The sequence below is a fragment of the Paenibacillus sp. FSL H7-0735 genome, from assembly GCF_038008505.1.
In the GTDB taxonomy this organism is placed as follows: Bacteria; Bacillota; Bacilli; order Paenibacillales; family Paenibacillaceae; genus Paenibacillus_AQ; species Paenibacillus_AQ odorifer.
Genome location: NZ_JBBOZH010000001.1, coordinates 1,790,472 through 1,811,877, shown reverse-complemented (window position 1 = coordinate 1,811,877; position 21,406 = coordinate 1,790,472). Strand labels below are relative to the sequence as shown.

Sequence of the window (21,406 nt, the reverse complement as noted above, 5' to 3'; positions counted from 1 at the left end):
GCCAATAGGGCTGATTCCTTCGTTTTCGATGGATTTTCGGTCCACAGCCGCCGACCAAGAGCAAAGCGCTCAACAGAATTTTGCGTAAGCTATTCAACCTCCCTATGCTCGATTCCCTGACACTGTTCTCGGTATTCGGCAGGTGTCAAGCCGGTCATCTTTTTAAATAATTTACTGAAATATTTCACATCATTAAAACCCGATTCACTTGCTACCTCGTATATTTTCGTTGTTTTGTTTCTTAAAAGCTCTTTTGCCCGCTTCACTCTCAATTGAATCAAATAATCAATAAAATTCAGCTGTGTATGTTTCTTGTATAAAAGACTGAAGTAGTTCCGGCTGATGTGAACATGATCTGCTACAGTCTGAAGCGTAATGTCCTCTGTGTAATGCTCGTGGATGAATTTCATTGCTTTATCAATAACACTGTTCGTCGATTTATACGGCTCATCCGCTTCAATCGCTCTGCAGCATTCGTGAACACCTGAAAGCAAATTAGTCCATAGTTCATGAAAGGTCTCACTCTTCAAAAGCTGCCCACAATATTCAAGTAGAAGGAGCAAATCGATATGTTTACCCACAAGGCCTGAGAATAAATCGCATGCTTCCCTTTTAATATGTTCAGCCTGGATGCTTTCTTTCTTCCATTGCTGTAACCAACTGTTTAAACGGATCGTCATATCCGGTGCAAACTCCTTGATCTTCATTAGCAGTTCGGGATGATATGTATCCTCGAGCTGTGGAGAACCATCGGGACAGCTATGACTGTAATCATATAGGCCTCCGCTCCCATCAAAGAAGTGACGTTCATATACGTTGCAAGTCTTATGATAATTTGATAACCAGTTCTTCGGTTGCGATTCCGTGACATATCCAAAGGTAAGCCGTAAGCCCGTTCTCGTCTCCAGATTCTCTTTTAAATTCACGATGTTTGTTGTCAGCGGCGTCAAAAACACGATTTGCGATTCATTGATAACAATGGACAATCCATCGTTATCATGCAAATAAAACTGTTCCTGCAATTCCACCTTCAGCATACTTAAGTAAAGAAACCCTTTCTTTTCCTGTAATTCTTTGGTCCCGTTCAGTAAGGAAACGATCATCGAATAGCCTTTATCTTGATAAGCTTCTGATAAACATTGCGCAAACGTGTCTTCATCCATGTCTTGTGAAAGTACCTTCTTAAAATCATGCTCGGATTTTCTGCGCTTTACCTCTTGAACGTTTTGTTGAAACCGAGATACGCTCTGATGAAGCAAACGGTCTTTCTCGATCAATTGAATGGCACGCTCCAGCAGCGCTGCAAGCTCCTCTGACTCAATAGTAGACTTCAGTATATAGTCAATCGCCCCTAGCACCACGCTTTCCCGAACATAATCAAAGTCACTATAGCTGCTAATAAGGATCACCTTGATATCAGGCCACTTTTGTTTCGCTTGTCTCGTTAGCTCCAATCCGTCAACCAATGGCATCTTGATATCTGTAAGAAGAATATCAACCGGCTCGACCTCCAAGGCTTGAAGCGCCTCCGCCCCATTGGAATATTCACCGGCAAACTGCAGCCGCTCATCCTCCCAATTGATAGTTGCCTTCACACCAGCTCGAATAATCAGTTCATCATCCACGATCATCACTTTGTACATGACGCTCTCTCCTCTCTTCATGTGTTAGTAATGGCCATTTTTATTAGCTTTAGCTGGACGACTGCACCTTGTCCGGCGTTACTGAATACCTCCAATTCCGAGCCCGGCAGAAAATAAAGATGGATACATTCCACTACATGCTTCAAACCGATGCCTACCTCGGAAAAGTCGCGTCTATGCTGTAGCCGGGATAGCATTCCAACTGCTCATCACCTATTCCCATCCCATTATTGCTAATCTGTACAACGATATTTTCAGGGGAATCTGTAATCGTAATGTTGATTTCTCCGTTCTGACCGCTTGGTACAATACCATGAAAAATAGCATTTTCCACAATCAGTTGAAAAAACATTCGTGGAATCATAAATTCGAGAGCCTCCGGGTCGACTTCGGTACGCAAGGTAAAAATGAGATCATAACGAAGCTGTAAGATATCCGTATATTTAGCAATAATGTCCAATTCTTCTCTTATCGGTACCATCATACCCGTTTTCCCCATATACGCTTCCATTAGACGGTTAAAGTTTGTGATCCCTTCATATGCTTTGTTTTCATCTCCAAATTTAACCAGCCAGCGAATCGTATTCAGCGTGTTAAACATAAAATGAGGATTGATTTGGTGAGTAACCGCTTCCAACTCCGCTTTCCGAAAAATAAATTCAAACCTATCATCGCGGCGAGTAAGCGATCCCTGATCTTCTGAAAAGGTGCCTGCAATTCAAGCATCTTTTCTTCAAAGCGGCCTCCTAGACCTGAATTGTCAGCAGCACTATGATACTCCATACCTTGTCCGTATGACCTGAGGGCTAGTAAAAAGCGACCACAAGTAAATGAATCTTTAAACAGAACAGCTAGTAAAAAAGAAGCAGCAACAATTTCTGCCGCTTCTTTAAATTAATAGAATCTATCGGTTTATCAGATTCAGCATCCGATCAATTGCTTGTGCAATCTCTGCACGGGTGCTTGGGTTCAGAGGAGAAAACTGACCGTCTGTATTTCCTACAAACAATCCAGATGAAGTTGCGAGACGTACCGCCAGCCGAGCCCATTCTGCAATATCTGAAGCATCAGAATACTCAGCAGTAATATTGCCTGCAGCCTGTCCTCCGGCATATTGATACGCCCGTAAAAGCAAGACCGCCAATTCCTGGCGTGTGACAGGTGCATCAGGTGAGAATTTCTCCGCCGTCCGACCATGAATTAGTCCGTTGCTGTAAGCGGCTGATAACTCCGCCGCGTACCACGAGGAGTCAGGCACGTCTGCAAATACAGCCTTGTCTCCGCTAGTCTGAAGACCCAGCGCACGCACCAGCATAACTGTAACTTCCGCCCGTGTAATGCTTACGGATGGAGAATAATGATTCGCTGTCCTGCCAGTAACGACGTGTTTGGCCACCAGTGAAGATATTGCTTCGTAAGCCCAATGGGTACTAGGCACATCGGAGAATGTCTTCAACCTCTCATAAACAGCGAACTCACCTTGATTGTTCAGTTGGGCCTGCAGGGTGCCGGCAGAAGAATCAAATACTCCCCCTGCGTAACGGTATAGCCCATCTCCTTGTTCTTTGATGTAGAGCCCCAACAACTTCCCTTTAAGCTTAGCATTCGTTACCTCTAGTTTCACAGTTGCTTGCAGACTTAATCCCGGCGTCGCTAAGCTTTTTCCGTTTTTATCTTTGATTCCTAACACGAGTGTGTACACCTTGCTTTTCAGAGTATACTCTTGAGAAGGGCTCAAAACACCGTTAGACGGAGCCCCCGCATTGCCTATTCTCAGCTCAAGATAAGCCCCCTTACCGCTAGAATCTGCCGCGGCAATCTCCTTCAGCTTGTCTGCCTTCCAAATCATTGAGAGTCCATCTGTTTGGATGACCAAATTGCGTGAGCCAATTAATTCTCCAGCATTTAGCGGTAGTAGTATGGATTTGACCTGCTCATTCAACACAATATTAACAGTTTCTCCTTGAGCGGATTTCAGCTCCTGCTCGGTGATCATCCGTGTTTCACCCATCTGCACCGCAGTCGCTACCGGCGCTACATCTGCAGAAGTTCCTGGCTTTGCCGGATTTGTTGGCGTTGGTGAAGGTTCTGGAGATGGTGAAGGTTCGTTCCCTGTATCTGGGAACAGCTTCTGAACCTCTGACTGCCGCGGTTGATAATCCACCACAAGCATCGTCCAGTATTCGACGCTTGGAACATTCAACACAATCTGATCTCCATCCCAAGTGTAATCCAATTCCTGCATCGTTCCCCCGTTTTGATCAGGGGTTGCCGCAAAAACCTTGAGTCCAGAAGCATCTTGAGCAGACAGTCGAACCGGATAAGTCACTTGCAAATTGTGCTGCACATCCGGCTCATTGGCTGAGTTTCTCCAGTTAGAGTCATTGTTCAGCAGGTTCACCAGATGGACTACATCATAGGATTGATAACGCTCGTTCTTATTGTCAGATCGAACGGTGTACCATAGCGTATTTTCTGAACCGTCTCGGCTCAGCTCAACCTGCTGTCCCGCGGTATCTTTGACAGCAATCTCTCTATCATTGACTGCCTGGCTGTCATACAAGAGATTTTCATACGCGGCAAAGAATTTGTAATAATCCTTCATTATTGTCTTGGTGCTCTGATTCACCTTTTTACTGCGGTTCGGATAATACTCGTTGGCAAGCATATTGGGCCCTTCAGCGATATGATCTGCCGTTCCGAGTTCAATATGAGTTGCCCCCATAACTGAGAGCGCAGCGTCCATTAACCGAACGGACGGCTCGTTGAAATAGCCTGCAGTCACACCCCGGAGTTGGATCATGCCTGCTGTGTCATCCTCTTCCATTTTCAGCGTGATCTTGTGGTTACCTTCTTCCATATACGGTACAATCACATAGGCCTCTTCGGAATAATCGTCCAGACTGCCTGTGCCGTTAAATGCAACGTCAAGATCATTGCCATTGCTGTCCTTCGCCCGTACGCCATCAATATAAAGGGAGCGGTTTGTATACTCTCCGGCATTGGAGTACGTAAAGATCAGGCTTTGTTCTCCCGATTGAGGAATGGATATCGGATAAGTAACCTGCTGTCCTACCTCGCTGAAGTTGAGTACCGTATCCTTATAAAGGGAGAAGGCCGAATCATTTTTCTCCTGAGTGGATTCCGCTTCGTACATTCTGGTTATTGCTTCCGGCCCATCACTGGTTACTTTCAGTTTGTCCACTTTGATACCGCTGTCTGTCCCTTCCGTCATTTGAATCACAATCTGATTCCACCCTTGAACCAGGGAAATTCCGGTTTGGACTGTTTCCCCCCATTGGCTGCCTGACGTTGGTGCAAAAGATGCCAAGGTTCCTGCAGGATCGCCTGAATACACGCTGCGGCTGACTGTTGCTGCTCCATTATTCTGATAGATCCAACCGAGTGTATACAGTCCAGCTTCAACCGCATTTACATTGAATACAATCCGGTCATTCTCATTGTTGAACTCCGAGACATAACCGACAACCGCAACTACACCGTTCTTCATTTCTGCGTCGCCTGTACTGTATTCATAATCACCGGCGACAATCCCGCCAACGTTAATATACTGTCCGGAGGATTCCATCTTCAGTGTAATCTTGTGCTTCCCGGGCGGAATATTTACGAACAACTCTTTTGCTTGCATAGGACCATCCCATTCTCCCGGCGTCTTAGCAAAAGTTATATTCTGGGCATCCAGAGCAGGCTCTCCGTCAACAAGCACCGACATAACCGGGCTATTGCCTCCATGGTACATAACCGTCAAATTGTCCAGTTGCTGTTCGGCATACACTGAGTAAGTTACCGTCTGGCCGCTTTGGCCGAAATTGTCAGTTTTGCTCTCCGTGAAAGTAACGCTGTTGGTCTGCGGCAGTTCAGCTTCAGCTGCTTCATATCGCTGTCCATTAAGCGTCATATAGCGTAACTTAATACCCAAGTCATCTTTGGGAGCCTTCAGTGTAATCGTGTTGACGCCTGCATTCAGATAGACGCTTGCCATATTCTCCTTGTGGGCAAACTTTGTCCAGTCTCCCTGTCCAAGGAATGAAATTTCGCCTTGGGATACATTGTTGGCCATGAGCGTGCGGCTTACTTCCTGCCAATCGGACGCGTAGTTAAATCCGAGCGGATAGTTGCCCTCAGTCGGAACCTGTACATGGAATGTCACATAATCATTTTTCGTATCAAAATAGTAAACATGGCTGTACTGGTCCACCTTTACGGTATCGAGTTTTGCATCCACTGCATCGTAGGATTGTTTAATGTCCTCGCCTTGTACCTCGAGACTATTCAGATTAAGCCACAGACTGTTCGTATTCAGTGTAAGCTTGACCGTATTGTTGCCTTCCTTCAGCGTTGCCGTCACTTCGGTTGTCGCCGAAGGATTGCTCCAACCGGTGTTAGCGCTGAATGGAATAGCCTCAGCCGCAATTTCATTATTTATGGTAAGCTTTCCTTCGGGATAACCCGAGCCGTTTCCCTGCCCATAATGGAGAATAAGCTTATACATACCGGTTGCAGGTGCATTAACCGTAAATGTAACCGCATCCGTATCCTTGCGCCCGAAATTACCCACCCAGCTGTCCTGAACTTTGGAGATCCGGGATTGAAAATTTACTGCAGTAGGAACATCCTCGGCTTCCGTTCCGCGTGTTTTTACACCCGTAGCTTCTTTCATGTTCATATAGCCGGCGATCACCATTGCCTTGCCGCCGTTTTTCGCCCGTGTATCTTCCACTACTTTCTGAAGATCGCGGTACTGATTGCGATCATGCCAAATTTCGCTGTAATCAAAGTCCGTCTTTGTATCCGGATTTGGCACAGCGCTGTACTCTAAATTTCCTCCCACCATGTTGAATGTGACATCGCTCTTTGCCGGATTATTGTCTATCAGCGAATCTTTAACCGAATTTATCAGCTTGTCATAATCCAGGGAATAATAGCGTTTGTTGCCATTGTAATCATAGAGATGACTATTGTCATTCGCTCCCCATTGGTCCAGATGGATGCCGTCAAATCCAAAGACATTTACAGCACGGTCAAACTGTTTGGTAATATAATTCTGCCACTCTACATTCCCGGGATCCTGAAGATAGAGGGCTGTTTCTTTACCGTTGAAATCGAAGTGATAACCGTTTTGGCTCTGCTGCGGATTGGTTTTATCAATCTCTTCACTGCCAAAAAGCCCCCACTCCGGACTAACGCCATAGTCTTCATAATTTTCCCGCGCCGCATAGTTCATCTCATAAGCCATTGCCGCTGAGCCGTATTTCTGGGCAGCCTCTACCTGCTGTTTAATCGTAAGCGGATACAATTCCCGGTTTAACAGATCCAGATAATGAGTATCAGCGTTGATCTCCTCATCGACAAAATTTCCTTCACTATCCTTTAGCGGTTTACCGTCTGCATCAGTTTTGGAGTAAACGGACACATCGTGTCTCCACATCCAATCATAAAATTGATAACCATTAAGATAATAATCTTGCGACAACTGCTTTAGTTTGGCGTCACTCTGCGCTGCAGTCTCACTGCTGAATTCACTAGTGTACCCGTATCTCGGGTATCTCTTCCAGTCACTTGAAACATCTATAGCCGCCGTAACATAATTATGATTAGCTGCCCCGCTTACCCAAGCTTTTACCAGATAACCGGTAAAATCATCAGCCGGAGTCTTCCATTTAACCGACAGATCGCCTTGTCCTTTCAAGACGGTTATCGGTTTACTGCCTTTAGCGATCAGTGTATTCAGGTTGTAGATCTCTACGTTCAGCTTTCCCTGCCACTGTTCGTCATCCTTCAATTTGAGGATAAGTTCGGCCTCTTCACCTGGAGAATAACGAGCTTTACTGACCCCAAGGTATGTAATCGCTTTCGAAATTGAGTGGTTGCTTAATGTGCTCCCGTTCTCATTGTCTGCATGCACCGTTGATGATCCCAGCGGTCCCGCAGATAGAGGTAGTGCTAACTGCGCCGAAAGGATAAGTGTAAGTAATGCAATGTACGGCTTCTTCTTGTTCACCATTATACATCCTCCATTTTGTAATTTATTTACAATAGGACACAGTACCCAGTCCTACTTCTATATTGTTTATGAAGCAAGAGTCTTTCAGTCAGCTATTAGATCAACCGAAGTATCTAAAACTATATTTTGTTGGGATTAATATTTTAGATAACACGTTTATGTCTCATCTTCTGAATGTCTCTGAAACGAATGTAAACGTTTACCTAATAAATAATATAAAAATCAAATTATTGTACGCACCGTTTCCCGCTCAACAATATAATGGTTCATGAGAGTGCTGATTGGTATCTCCTGAGGTTTCTCTATCAGAGATAATAACTTTTCCACCGCTAATCGCCCCATTTGATCCAACGATTGATGTACTGTCGTTAAAGGTGGAAATATAATTTTTGATACCATCAAATCATCGTAGCCAATCATAGAAAGATCATCTGGTATTTTCAAACCTTTCTCAAAGGCCATTCCCATGGCTCCGATTGCCATTTCGTCACTTGCTGCAAATACTGCAGTAAACGGCGGAGCTTCTCTTAATAGTTTTTCCATAGCCGCACGGCCACTTTCCATATGAAAATCTCCGTAAGCTATTCTGGCCTCGTTAAATATAAACCCTTGTTCCTCGAGCGCTTGCCGGTAACCTTCCACACGCGGAATTCCCGCTATCATATCCCATGGCGTTCCGGCAATCATAGCAATATTATGGTGCCCTTTATTGATTAAATAGGAAGTAGCTTGATAGGCAGCATGTTTATCATCTACTTTTACAAAAGGGATGGTGTACTTTGGAGAATATGCATTGACGAGCACTAAGGGAGTTTTCTTCTGCCGTAATTGAAGATAATATTCATCCTTCAAAACTTCGCAAGTAAATATTATTCCGTCCACTTGTTTTTCCTGGAGCAATTTCAGACAGTTCTTTGTCCTTTTGCCATCCTCTGCAGTATTGCAAACAATGACCGTGTAATCCTTATCATAGGTAGCCTTTTCAATCCCATGAAGAATACCACAAAAAAAATAACTTGATACGCTGGGGAAAAGCACTCCTAAAGTTCGTGTTTTTTTATTAACGAGTCCTCTCGCTACTTTGTTAGGATAGTAACCCAGTTCTTCCACAGCCTGAAGCACCTTGAGCTTAGTTTTATGAGAGTAACCTTCTAGATTATGAATAACCCTTGATACAGTACATACTGAAACATTGGCTGCCTTAGCCACATCTTTAATTGTTGGAGTAATGACACTTTCCTCCTTCTTGCGAATGCTTTTAACTATAAAATAAACGTTTGCATACCTCTGAGCTCTTAATCTCAATAACAAACGACTTGCCCTCCTTATCTAGGGAGAGCAAGATCTTGACACAAAATAATCATGATATGGTGACCATTGTTCACGCTTTAAAGAATAAGTTCCAACGGGGTTACACGTCCGTAAGAAACTTTAGGAAGTTCAACTTTTGCCGCCCAACGAATGCTGTTACTAATGACTTGAAGTACCTCAGGCTGGTGGTATACCGGGAAAGTCTCATGCCCTGGTCTGAAGTAAAAGATATTGCCTTGTCCTCGCTTGTAGCAGCATCCGCTACGGAACACCTCTCCGCCTTCGAACCAGGAAATAAAAATAAGCTCATCCGGCGCTGGAATCTCAAAACGTTCACCATACATTTCTTCCTTGTTAATTTCAATATACTCTCCAAGGCCCTTGGCAATCGGATGTCCCGGCTCAATGACCCAGATTCGCTCCTTCTCACCTTCATCGCGCCATTTCAGAGCACCAGTATTGGTACCCATTAAAGATTGAAATATTTTGGAGTTATGTCCAGAGTGGAGAACGATTAATCCCATGCCATTTAGCACCTTTTGACGTACCTTTTCCACAATTTCGTCACTAACCTCATCATGGGCTAAATGCCCCCACCATAACAACACATCTGTTTGTTCTAGCACCTCATCAGTTAATCCGTGTTCGGGATCATCCAGAACCGCTGTTTTTGCTTCCATATCTTCTTGTGTGTTCAAATAGTTGGCAAGTGCCATATGAATACCATCTGGATATATAGCTTTAACTTCTTCGTTGTGTCTTTCATGGCGGTACTCGTTCCATACTGTAATTTTGATTTTAGACATGATATGCCCTCCCCTTTATATTGAAATCCACCGTTGTTCAGTTAATGAGACAATAATTGAATCAATGGCATGTTGGTTTATATATCCATCTTCCATATTGGCGTCGCATCCGTCGCCCTGTCCATTAACCAGATTAATAAAAGATGTCATTTGATCCACATGAAATTCTTCAGGAATATCTACTTTTATGAAGACCTCGTCGCCATCCTCAGAAGACTTAACATATAGTACATCCTCTTCTTCCAGGTTATAAAGAATCGCTCCCCGGTCGCCGAAAATTTCCACTTGCTGAAAGTTTCCCCGCCCGAATGCGAATCTCGAAATGGCCATCGTGGACGAGGCTCCCCCTTCAAGCCGAGCCAGCACATGACAGAAATCATCAACATCCACCACGCCCATGCCATCGCCTTCAAGTAGGGTGCGATCCTTGATAATCGTATCGGCATCGGCCATCACCCGTTCTACATTGCCCACAAGAAAACGTTGAAGGTCGAGCAAATGCGAACCTAAGTCTCCAAGCGCGCCTGAACCGGACAGCTTCTTTCTGAATCTCCAGACTAGCGGAAGCCGCTCGTTAAGCCCCCAGCCTTGTAAATACTGACCGTAGACATGCTTGATCTCTCCTATTTTGCCCTGATTGATTAACCATTTCGCATATCTTACCGCCGATTTGTACCGATAACTGAAACAAATCATATGCGGTAGATGAGCCTCAGCCAGCAGATCACGCAATGCGGCAGCTTCCTGTACATCGAGAGTCACCGGCTTCTCTAGGGCAAACGGCTTACGATGCTTGATTGCCTCACAGGCTATTTCAAAATGGTTATAATTCGGCGTAGCGATCGTCACTGCTTCAAGTTCTGGGTCCGTTAGCATTTCTTTGTAATTCAAGTATCTTCGTGCTTCCGGGATATTAAATTGTTCTCCCCTTCTCGCTAGTACCTCTTCCTTGCAATCACAAATCGCCCATAGGATCGCCTCTTCATTCGCTAACAGACCGGAAATATGCATGTCTGCTATTCCACCTAAACCAATTACACCAATTTTCAGTTTTGCCAATTTCACCACCCTTTCCTTTCTTCAAAAAGTCTTCCACCTCTGTTTTAAATGAAAGCCTACGCGAGTTTTACAGCAAATGCCTCATAAGGCTGTAAATGTAGTTGCTTAAAATCCACATTATCTCTCGAATAATTACAAATAATCAATTCTTCGATAGGACCCAGCTCTGGTAATTCCAGCTTCGTTGATTCCTTGCAGAAATTGGCTGTTATCAGCCAAGTCTGACCTTCATATCTGCGGAAATACATAAACACTTGATCCGGCACATTCGTCACCAGTTCAAATTCACCCCATACAATAATTGGGTTATTCTTCCGTAGTTCAATCAGTTTTCGGTAGCAATGAAAAACCGAATCTGGATCCTTCAAATTTGCTTCCATATTAATTTCCGTATAATTCGGATTCACATGTAACCAAGGATCTCCCGTTGTAAATCCTCCATTAGGACTACAATCCCACTGAATCGGAGTCCGGGCGTTATCTCTTCCCTTGACGTTAATAGAATGAATGATATCTTCCTTGGTATACCCTTGCCCGATCCGTTCATGATACATATTGATAGTCTCAATATCCTGCGCTTCGCTGATATCCTGAATTGGATAATTGGTCATCCCGAGCTCTTCACCTTGATAAATGTAAGGCGTACCCTTCATCAAATGCAGCAGAATCGCGAACATCTTGGCGCTCTCTACTCGGTATTTCTTGTCATCTCCCCAACGGGACACAATTCTCGGCAAATCATGATTGTTCCAGAACAGACTGTTCCAGCCCTCGTTTCCCAATTCAGTTTGCCATTTTGCCAGTACCTGTTTTAATTCGCTTACAGCCAAGGGTTTTAGATCCCACTTTTCTCCCCCATCCTGCTGATCCAGACCAATATGTTCAAATTGGAATACCATCGAAAGCTCGTTTCGGTCCGGATTGGAGTAGAGCTTAGCCACTTCCGGAGTCGCCCCCCAAGTCTCTCCTACAGTCAGAACATCATGTTTTCCAAACGTTTCCCGATTCATATCCTGCAAATATTCATGAAGCTTGGGACCATTTCCTGTAATCTCCTGATCTGGTATTTTCCCGACCAGATCAATCACATCCATACGGAATCCGCCGACGCCTTTATCCAGCCAAAAATTCATCATGTCCCACACCTCTTGCCGGACTTTACTGTTCTCCCAGTTCAAATCTGGCTGTCTGCGGCTGAACAAGTGCAGATAGTATTGACCGCTCACTTCGTCGAACTCCCAAGCTGATCCGCTGAATGTCGAACGCAGGGAATTAGGAACCCCACCGTTTACAGGATCCCGCCAGATATAATAGTCCCTATACGGATTGTCCTTTCCCTTACTTGCTTCAATGAACCATGGATGCTCATCCGAGGTATGGTTAACAACCAGATCCATAATAATCCGAATGTTGCGCAACTTGGCCCTTTCAATTAATTCATCCATATCTTCCATAGTTCCGAATTCGGTCATAATATCTTGGTAGTCGCTGATATCATAGCCGTTATCGTCATTTGGTGACTTGTATACAGGACTAAGCCATATGGCAGTGATTCCGAGCTGCTCGAGATAGTCAAGTCTGTTGATAATTCCCCGGAGATCGCCAATTCCATCCCCATCGCTATCTTGAAAGCTCCTAGGATAAATCTGATAAATAACAGCTGTCTGCCACCACTTTGTCTTATTCATATCACGCACTCCTAAACGCTAAATTTAATTACAACCATGGACCAAACCTTCAACGGCGGCAGCTTAAATCTGGCTGCTAGTCCTTGCCCATGAGGTACAATTTCGTAATCCAAGAAACATACTTCTTGATTACAATCATCAGGGCTGGCTGTATAGATGCACTCAATCGGTTGTTCAATCAGTAAAGTGCAAACAACTCCATCTTGAGTTTCAGGCCGCTTTTTCTTTCCATGCTCCCAGTAATCATCCTCAAGTCCGACAAGGTTAATTAGCTGTAAGATGTGATAGCCTTGCATCCGCTTGATGATGGTCCACACAGAGTCAATATCTCCATTCGGTGCAAATGGCACTCTGCCTTCGAAGGTGATTTCGGTATTAACCCCTGCTGTATAGGTGTAAGACACATCTTCCAATTGCGTATTGTGTATCAAAGTACCAAACCGTACTATGAAATCATAGTAGCGTCTCACCTCAACCACAAATTCAGGCCGCATCACTGCATAATCGGGATAGTAAGGCATCGTCAGCATTCCATTATCCTCACCTAATAAGAGATGATATCCACCACTAGCAAATATGGATGCCATCGTTAGTAGCGCCCCGTTCTCAGCCCATTCCTTGTCATGTCCAGCTCTCGGGTAAAAAGAGGGAAGATAAGCGGAGAGGATAATCGGCTTGTCTTTATCCAATGATCTTGCATTATCGATAAGTCCTTTAAGCTCACGCAATCGGACTATTGGCGGCCATACTTCAATATAAAGTGCTTCCTGATCTGAAGAGGCCGTTTTGCTAATGGGGTAATTACCCACATTATTGAATATGACCCCAGCCTCTGCTTTTATTTCCTTCACTGCCGCGCTGGTTCGATCAATAAGCGCCGGATAACATTCCGCCAGATCAACCAATTCTTCCCTTCCTTCGACCCGACGTATCCCTTTCTTTGGAAAACCGTATTGATCCATATGAATTCCATCAAATCCTACCTTTACTGCTTGACGGAATTGTTCAACAATATGATCAGTCCAAGGGGACCCTGGTGTAATGTCCATAATATAAAATAAGTCTATTAATTGAAACGGCTCACCTTGGCGATTATAAAGCCCCCATTCCGGCCGTGCTTGTAAAAAGTCCTTAAGGCTCGCGTATACAGCCCCATAGGCCAAGGCCGCCATCCCTCTATCGTGCAAGGCTGTCAATTTTTCACGAACAACTTTATAGGAAATCATTCGACCCATCGGATCGAGAAATTCATCTTGATGCGGAACAAGATCATCATGTCGGTACATCCAATCATAGAACTGTATAACATTCAAATGGAATTTGTTCATACTTTCGACGTCACGTAATTCTTCGGATTCTTCCTTGCGAAAATCGCTTAAGAATCCATACCGAGGCGCCCGACTCCAATGATCGGCAATATCGTACGAAGTATAAGCTGTTGACACTGCAAATTTATCGTAAAAAACTGTAGCCTTGACCCCGTAACCAGCCCACTCTGTATCTTCAGTGAACAGGGGAATGCTTGCAATTTGTCTCAATCCTTTTTCCAGGCTGATCTCAAATGTTTCTTCAGCAACCTGCTTTTCTAATTTGTAGAACTCAACAACCAGTTCCAGAACCCTATCCTCTTGGGTCTCCAGCTCGACTATAATACTGCCTGATTGGCCGGATTTGTACTGGGCTTGATCGGGATAAATATCTATATAAGTCAGCATCGAATATTCCATATGAATACTCCACTCCTCTTCGTTGTATGATCTATTACAATCAAAAGGGGCATAACTAACGCATGCCCCTTTTGACCGACAGATCCGCTTAACAAATGAAAATATTAATCACACTCTGCTTATTTCTTGCCGTTTTCAGCCAGCCAAGCATCCAACTGCTTTTGCGCTTCCGCAATTACTTTGTCTGATCCAGCTGCTTTTTGTTTTTCCAGCATCTTAGGAAGAGCTTCTTCAGGATCGAGTTGGCCGGACTTCAGCCCGTCAACAAAGGTTTTATTTGCGTTGTCGATCGAGATTAGTTCATTTTTGACCGGCTCCGGATCAAAGATAAATCCAAAAATCCGCGAAGGGTTAGCAGAAATCTGTTCGTTGAATTTCTCATAGTTCTGGTATTTATTCGGGTCTTCGCCTACACGTGTATAGTTAAGCATTTGATTGCCCACTTGCCACATAATATCATGGTAGTAGCCGACATTTTCCGTAGTTTTTCCTTCCGGCAGCGCAATTTGTCCGTCTTTAAGCACATAATGTGTTCCTTCAATACCGAAGTTGAATAGGGTCAGAAGCTCCTTGTCCTTATAGAAAAGATTAAGCAGCATCATGGCGCGTTCCGGATCTTCAGAGCTTTTTGAAATCGCATACATGGTTGCCGTCATTTTTCCGGTCTGCAGACGGTCAATATTGAGCGGAATCTGCAGCATCTCGCGGCCCGCTTTAATCGAACCATTCGGTGAAACGGCAGCTTTGCCAATCTCCATATCAGCGATAATATCCATGTCAGTAACAAATGCAAACCCTTTACCGGCTTGAATTTTTTTCCAAGCATCCAGACCTGGTGTCAGTGCGTCTTTGTTAATATACCCCGCCTTGTACCATTTGTTGGTCAGCTTGGCAAGCTCCATATAACGTGGAGTTGTGAAGGAGTTGATTACAGTATAGTCATCTTTTGCTGTTCCCACGGTGTTAATAGCCGCAATGCTTGCAATGGAATCTAGATTCGTGGATGAATAGTAAGCTTCAAGCGGGAAGCTTGGCGCTACCAAAGGCGTAATCCCCGGTTCGTTCTCCTTGATTGTCTGCAGCATCGGTTCCAGATCTTCGACCTTTCCGGACTTCAAGACACTGAGATCAAAGTTGTATTTGTCCACCAACTCTTTGTTCAAATAAACCCCTTGTGTACCGCCCAGCTCTTGGTGGGTATGGATACCGTACAGCTTGCCGCCGCGTTTAGCCGGATCATGATAATCCTTCTCAACAGCTTCGATATCCGGGCCGTATTTGGCGAGCAAATCATCAAGCGGCAGCAAGCCACCCTTTGTCACCTGTTGCTGGAATCCGAGCCAATCCGCTGTAAACAGCAGATCCATTTTATCTCCGGAGGCCATCATCAGGTTCGTTTTATCGCTCCATGCGCCCCAGTCGATGGGGTTCAGTTTGACCGTCATGTTCATTTCCGGATATGTTTTTTTCAGATAATCATTCATTGCATCCTGTACCAGCTGATTGTCATTCTGAGGCGCATCGGGGAATACCATTACGACTTCGTAAGGTTTCAATTCGGAGCTGGCCGTCCCCTCCGGCTGAGCTGTGCCCGCCGGAGAATTCGCAGCATTATTTCCGCCACAGCCGGTTGCCACAACTGAAGTCAGCACCAACGATGTCAGTACAACAGAACTCTTTTTCAACCACTTCATAAATAGTAGACCTCCCTGGAATATTTCTGTTTTTCTTTAAATCCTTTACTTGCATATACTAATCCAGCATTATGCTGGGATCAGCCTTTCACAGCGCCCACGGTAAGACCTTTTACGAAATACTTCTGCAGGAAAGGGAATACCAGCACCAACGGTCCGATTGCAATCATCGCCATCGCCATCCGAATGGATTCCAGCGGTGTTGTGACCTGTGCGGTGGAACTATAAGCCTTATTCGCAATCGTCTGCAGGAACGAAGCGTTCATTAAGGTTTTGGTCAATAGATATTGCAGAGAGAACAGTTTCTCATTCTGGATGAAGACCAGGCTTGTAAACCAGTCGTTCCAGTAGGATACGGTGGTGAATAATCCAATTGTAGCCATTACAGGCAAGGACAGCGGCAGAATAATGCTGAAGTAAGTCCGGAATTCACCTGCACCATCAATCTGGGAAGAATCAATCAGTGAAGGCGGTATACTGTTCGTGAAGAATGTCCGCATGATGATAACGTTGAAGCCGCCGATCAGACCCGGAATAATAAGGGCCATCAACGTATCCTGAACATGCAAAAACCGGGTGTAGATAAGATACCAGGGCAGCAAGCCTCCCGAGAACAACATCGTAATCAGGATGTAGAAGCTCAGCGCCCCCCTGAGCGGAAACTCTTTCCGCGACAGCGCATAGGCCATTGCCGAAGTCACAAACAAACTGATGACAACACCAATCAACGTTACCGAGGCAGAAACGCCATAAGCCCGCAATATTTTTTCGGCATCTTCAAACAAATACTGATAAGCGACAAGACTGAATTTGCCGGGCCAGAAGCTGTATCCATTAACAGTTACCCAGTCTTCATCAGCAACCGAGATCATGAATACAAGCCAAAACGGGATCAAGCAGGCAAGGCTGAACAAAGACAGGAAAATAATGATAAAGGGATTAGTTCGTTTTTTTTCCATGGTTTTCTCCTTTTAGAACAAAGCATTTTCTTTGCTGAATTTACGGACAATCAGGTTGACGGTAATGACAAGTGTAAAACCAACAACAGACTGCAGCAGCCCTGCCGAGGAGGCGAGTCCCGTATCGCCGGTAACCATTAACGCCCTGTATACATAGGTATCGATAACATCAGTTGTCTCTTTGATCATCCCGGATGCCATGGTTGCCTGATAGAACAGACCGAAATCGGCGTTGAAAATCCGGCCAATCGCCAGCAATGTCATGATGATAATGATCGGAGCAATCAGCGGAATCGTAATTTTCGTCATTTGCTTCCAGCGGCTGGCTCCATCAATGACGGCTGCTTCATAATATTCAGAGTCTATCCCGACAATGGCTGCGAGGTAAACTACGGCCGAGTAGCCCACACCCTTCCAGGTGTTGACAATGGTCAAAATATAAGGCCAATGCTGCGCTTCCGCATACCAGTTTCTAGGATCTATCCCGAAGGGCTCCAGAATAAATTTATTGATGAACCCCAGTTCCGGATTTAAAAACCCATAAACGATGTAGCCGACAATGACCATGGAAATAAAGTTAGGCAGGATCACTGTGCTCTGAAAGAATTTGGAGGCAAATTTATTCTTGACCTCGTTGAGGAGAAGGGCCAGCATCACTGCCAATATCGTATTGATAAGCAAAAAGCTAATGTTGTACAGCAATGTATTCCTAATGATCAGCCAAGCATCGTTTGAAGCAAACAGAAACTTAAAGTTGTCCAGTCCGATCCATTTGCTTCCCCATATCCCTGCCGTATAATTCAAGTCCTTGAAAGCCAAGAAAATACCGAACATGGGCAGATAGTTATTGATCAGCATCAACAGCACACCTGGCAGTGCCAGAACGATCAAGGCTCTGTACTTCCATATGATTTTCCATTTTGAGTTGCGCTGCGAGATGCCAGATTGTGTCAGTGTTGCTTTTTCCGAAGCCATAGTTCCACACCTTCTTATTGGGTTATGGCTTTATTATAAGGAGATGCCAACAACTGCTCTGCCGTTTTTATAACCTCAGTCTAATCGTTTTGTGACTTTGCGATATTCCTGAGGATTGACGTCGAACTGCTTGCGGAACATTTTGGTGAAATGTGAAAAATTACTGTATCCTACCTGCTGCGCTATCGCGCTTACCGACATATCCGTGGTATCCAAAAGCTCGCGGGTGCGGTTCATCTTCACTGAGATCAGGAAATCAATGAGGTTCTGGCCGGTCTCTTTTTTGAACAGTCTGGAGAGATACGCCGGGTTCAATCCAACATAATCAGCGACGCTGACCCTGGAGATCTCTTCCTCTATATTCTGCTGGATGTAGCGAATGGACCGCTCAATTACACCGCCCTTTTCCTGCCGCTCGAATTCCGCCTCCATGACCGCCGATACAATCCCTTCTGCCCAATGCCTGTACTGAAGCAGTCCCCGTATGCGGGCGGTTGTCCAGTCTGTAAACAGGACTATGCTTCCCGCATTGATTCCTCTTACCTGCAAGAAGTGATATATAATCTGCAAGGTATCCTGATGCAAGGCGTCTAGATTTCTTCCCTGAAAGCAAGGATTGGCTTCCAGTTTCTCTGTCAGATTATGAATAAACTGCACAGCGGACTCACGCTTGCCATTCAGCATATAAGAGATCAAATCATTGAGCAGGATATCATCCGAATTAGGTGATAATAACATCTGGTCCTGTGGCATGTATAAAAGCACCGATTGTGTGCGAGAAATATTGTCACGCTCCATGATTTTTAAGCTTTCGCACATTCCCGGCAGCTCTTGAAGGGGTTTGAATGAGCCGACATAGCAGGTTACGATGCTGTAGAACAGCTCCCGGCAAGCTTTGATAAAACGTTTACCTATGTCCGTGAGTTGCTGAATTCTGAGCTTCCTAGTCGCCTGTTCTCCCATCGCGCCTTTGGCATACAGCAGAATGAACAAAACCCCGTTTTTGTCTGTGACGGCCTCCCCTTGATGCTCTTCTGTAAAAAATTCCTCCGCCGCTTTCTTCACGGCATATTCCATGATTTCCTGATCCCGCGGACTGAGCGGTTTAGACCACTCCTCAATACTGATCAGAATAGGAAGCACCAGATCGTCAGAATTTAACCCCACGCCAGCCTCCGCCAGCTCCCGGTCAACAAAATCCCCAAAAGACAGGATACTGCGGGACAACAAATCCTGCCAGAAACGTTCCACACGCTTCGGCTTTTCTTTTTGCCATAAATTTAGATACTTATGATACATTTGATTGTAGGACGCATACTCTTCCTTCTCACGGTTGGCTGCTATCATACCTGATACGACAGACAACAGCTCATCTGTGTCAACAGGCTTCAGCAAATAATCAAAACTCCCGAGGTTAACGGCTTTCTTGGCGTAGGAAAATTCGGAATGACAGGTCAGAAATATCGATTCCGTCCAGGGAGAATATTCCCTCACCCAGCCAACCAGTGAAAGCCCATCTTCATCCGGCATTTCAATATCGCAAATCAGCAATTCTATTCTGTGTTCATTCATAATCTCCCTGGCCTTGTCGGCTCTATTCGCCGTCAAGACCTCTTCAATCCCATACGCTTTCCATTCGCAGCAGTAGAGAAGCCCCTCCACAGCGAACTGTTCATCATCTACAATCAATAAACGCATCTCTCATCATTCTCCTTCCATATATTCAATGGGCAGGCTAAGCCGCACACGGAATCCGGACGGCTCATTTTCACTGAAGTGAATGTTGGCTTTGCCCTGATAGCGCATAGCCAATCTTTGTTTCACATTCCAGATACCAATGTGGCCGTCATCAGTTTCTGGCCTATAATCAGGTGAATTCAGCTCTTGTAGTTTTTGTTGAGTACTACCTCTTCCGTTATCCGAGATTTCAATAATCATTGTATCGGTGTTCTCTTCTGACTTGACTGCACAAATTTCCAGATAGAATGTTTCTGCTTTCAAACTTATGCCATGAAGCATGGCATTTTCTACAAAGGGCTGTACAATCAAGGACGGTATAGAAGCGAGGATGATGTCTTCATCTATTGTGATTTGAAAATCAAAAGACTGCTGGTATCGCATCTTTTGAATTTCAAGATAATTGCGGAGATGATCAAGCTCCTGTTCCAAAGTAATGCTGTTATCCTTTACCTGAAGCATGAATCTGAAATACTGCACCAGATGCCGTACTGTCTTTTTTACTAATTCAAAGCGTTTCAGATCGGCGAGTTGGAAAATGATATTGAGCGTATTTAGAAAAAAGTGAGGATTAATTTGCATTTGCAAATGCTTCATTTCCGCTTTTTGAGCATTTAGCCGTTCCTCATACACGTCAATTTTCAGATTTTGTATTTCTACAACCATGGTATTGAAGGCCTGATTCAGCGCTTGAAACTCTAACAAGTTAGAAGAAGGAAGCTGGGCTTCCATAGACCCTTTTCTGATGCGGTGAATGCCGCCCAACAAATCCAGAATCGGACGAATGACTATACGGCGAAAATAATATAAATAAACCAGTAAAATGATCAAAATAAAGAAGGGCAGTACATTAATAATCATTTGGAATGTATTCAAGCCCTGGAGTAGCTCGGAATCGGGGATTACCACAGATAGATTGATCCCCAGGGTGGATGACTGGCTAGATACAACTAACCATTTCCGGCCATCATGCATATAAGAAAATGAAGAATTCTGATTCATCTTCTCGTGTGGCAGCTTGAAGTCATAGCCCATCGATTTCGAAGAACTGGTTAAGATATTTCCTTCATTATCCACAATAAGCACATCACCGCCTGATTGTAGGTTCAGATTGCCCAGCGGTGAACGCATAGAATCGATTTGGATGAGCGCGCCGATATAACTGGGATTGCTCAGGTTATTACCGACTGTCCGGTTTATATAGTAATCCCCGGCTATATTAACTATTGTCCATTTGTACCGGAGTGGTTCCATTTTATCTTCATTGTGAACCTTGCCCGTGATCCAGGCTCTGATTTCATCCATATATTCCTCCGTGTTCCCTAATACATTGGATAATGTCAACATATCATTGACGCCGGAGTACAGATAGAACATATCCACGCTATGATAATAGGCCTGATAGGCTTGATTTCTTTGCATAATTCCCATTCGGGCAAAATAATAATCGGAATCTTTCAGCCCCGGACGGTTGAATTGAAGGAAATTCTCGTCATGATCAACAATATCTACCAGATTAATAGTTATATCCTCGAGACTTCTCTCCATCATTTTCAGATTGGAGTTGACCAAATTCTGATAGGATCTGGATACCTGAGCCAATACATTTTCCTTGGCATAGTATCCCCCTGCAAAAAGAACGGAAAGAAGCGGAATCGTTATAGCAGCAAACAGTTGAATAAGCCTTACACCGAGCGAATTTTTCTTATTTTTCATAATTCGTCCTTTCCGTTTGTTTGTTCCACAACAAAAAGAAAGGGCCACTATTGTGACCCCGACAGA

At 44.5% G+C, this 21,406-nt stretch carries 13 protein-coding genes; all 13 read right to left on the bottom strand.

The window, feature by feature from the left end:
• Window positions 1-89 precede the first annotated feature (89 nt).
• The 13 genes from NSS82_RS08205 to NSS82_RS08145 all read right to left on the bottom strand — a co-directional run bounded on the left by NSS82_RS08205 (window position 90) and on the right by NSS82_RS08145 (window position 21,340).
• Entirely contained in the window at window positions 90-1,643 is a 1,554-nt protein-coding gene (locus NSS82_RS08205) for a response regulator transcription factor (protein WP_076099580.1), read from the bottom strand.
• 154 nt (window positions 1,644-1,797) lie between these two features.
• The gene (locus NSS82_RS08200) at window positions 1,798-2,280 is read right to left on the bottom strand and encodes a sensor histidine kinase (protein ID WP_076099581.1); all 483 of its coding nucleotides are present in this window, start codon (window positions 2,278-2,280) and stop codon (window positions 1,798-1,800) included.
• 267 nt (window positions 2,281-2,547) lie between these two features.
• Window positions 2,548-7,668 carry a glycoside hydrolase family 66 protein gene (locus NSS82_RS08195; RefSeq protein WP_143761406.1) on the bottom strand — a complete coding sequence of 1,707 codons (5,121 nt, stop codon included), beginning with the start codon at window positions 7,666-7,668 and terminating at the stop codon, window positions 2,548-2,550.
• A gap of 222 nt (window positions 7,669-7,890) precedes the next feature.
• On the bottom strand, window positions 7,891-8,979 hold the full coding sequence (locus NSS82_RS08190; RefSeq protein ID WP_256718629.1) for a LacI family DNA-binding transcriptional regulator: 1,089 nt from the start codon (window positions 8,977-8,979) through the stop codon (window positions 7,891-7,893).
• Window positions 8,980-9,056: 77 nt separating this feature from the next.
• Window positions 9,057-9,785, bottom strand: a complete 729-nt coding sequence (locus NSS82_RS08185) for a ThuA domain-containing protein (RefSeq protein ID WP_076273959.1) — start codon at window positions 9,783-9,785, stop codon at window positions 9,057-9,059.
• A 15-nt stretch (window positions 9,786-9,800) separates the two neighbouring features.
• Window positions 9,801-10,850, bottom strand: a complete 1,050-nt coding sequence (locus NSS82_RS08180; protein ID WP_256718630.1) for a Gfo/Idh/MocA family protein — start codon at window positions 10,848-10,850, stop codon at window positions 9,801-9,803.
• A 50-nt stretch (window positions 10,851-10,900) separates the two neighbouring features.
• Complete coding sequence (locus NSS82_RS08175) at window positions 10,901-12,532, bottom strand: glycoside hydrolase family 13 protein (protein WP_076273961.1); 1,632 nt, start codon at window positions 12,530-12,532, stop codon at window positions 10,901-10,903.
• A gap of 11 nt (window positions 12,533-12,543) precedes the next feature.
• On the bottom strand, window positions 12,544-14,259 hold the full coding sequence (locus NSS82_RS08170; RefSeq protein WP_081386781.1) for a glycoside hydrolase family 66 protein: 1,716 nt from the start codon (window positions 14,257-14,259) through the stop codon (window positions 12,544-12,546).
• Between the two features lie 119 nt (window positions 14,260-14,378).
• Window positions 14,379-15,953 (bottom strand): ABC transporter substrate-binding protein, encoded by a 1,575-nt coding sequence (locus NSS82_RS08165; RefSeq protein WP_076273962.1) that lies wholly within the window; start codon window positions 15,951-15,953, stop codon window positions 14,379-14,381.
• Window positions 15,954-16,033: 80 nt separating this feature from the next.
• Window positions 16,034-16,912, bottom strand: coding sequence for a carbohydrate ABC transporter permease (locus NSS82_RS08160; RefSeq protein ID WP_042125254.1), 879 nt, complete (start codon window positions 16,910-16,912; stop codon window positions 16,034-16,036).
• Between the two features lie 12 nt (window positions 16,913-16,924).
• Entirely contained in the window at window positions 16,925-17,887 is a 963-nt protein-coding gene (locus tag NSS82_RS08155; RefSeq protein WP_076273963.1) for an ABC transporter permease, read from the bottom strand.
• Window positions 17,888-17,962: 75 nt separating this feature from the next.
• A complete protein-coding gene (locus tag NSS82_RS08150) occupies window positions 17,963-19,585 on the bottom strand; it encodes a response regulator transcription factor (protein ID WP_042125252.1) in 1,623 nt (540 codons plus the stop codon).
• 6 nt (window positions 19,586-19,591) lie between these two features.
• Window positions 19,592-21,340 carry a sensor histidine kinase gene (locus tag NSS82_RS08145; RefSeq protein ID WP_076273964.1) on the bottom strand — a complete coding sequence of 583 codons (1,749 nt, stop codon included), beginning with the start codon at window positions 21,338-21,340 and terminating at the stop codon, window positions 19,592-19,594.
• Between the last annotated feature and the right edge of the window lie 66 nt (window positions 21,341-21,406).

Coding starts and splice junctions, on each gene's coding strand:
- NSS82_RS08160 (WP_042125254.1), bottom strand. CDS start 16,912: ATGGAAAAAAAACGAACTAATCCCTTTATCATTATTTTCCTGTCTTTG.
- NSS82_RS08165 (WP_076273962.1), bottom strand. CDS start 15,953: ATGAAGTGGTTGAAAAAGAGTTCTGTTGTACTGACATCGTTGGTGCTG.
- NSS82_RS08205 (WP_076099580.1), bottom strand. CDS start 1,643: ATGTACAAAGTGATGATCGTGGATGATGAACTGATTATTCGAGCTGGT.
- NSS82_RS08170 (WP_081386781.1), bottom strand. CDS start 14,259: ATGGAATATTCGATGCTGACTTATATAGATATTTATCCCGATCAAGCC.
- NSS82_RS08175 (WP_076273961.1), bottom strand. CDS start 12,532: ATGAATAAGACAAAGTGGTGGCAGACAGCTGTTATTTATCAGATTTAT.
- NSS82_RS08195 (WP_143761406.1), bottom strand. CDS start 7,668: ATGGTGAACAAGAAGAAGCCGTACATTGCATTACTTACACTTATCCTT.
- NSS82_RS08145 (WP_076273964.1), bottom strand. CDS start 21,340: ATGAAAAATAAGAAAAATTCGCTCGGTGTAAGGCTTATTCAACTGTTT.
- NSS82_RS08150 (WP_042125252.1), bottom strand. CDS start 19,585: ATGCGTTTATTGATTGTAGATGATGAACAGTTCGCTGTGGAGGGGCTT.
- NSS82_RS08155 (WP_076273963.1), bottom strand. CDS start 17,887: ATGGCTTCGGAAAAAGCAACACTGACACAATCTGGCATCTCGCAGCGC.
- NSS82_RS08185 (WP_076273959.1), bottom strand. CDS start 9,785: ATGTCTAAAATCAAAATTACAGTATGGAACGAGTACCGCCATGAAAGA.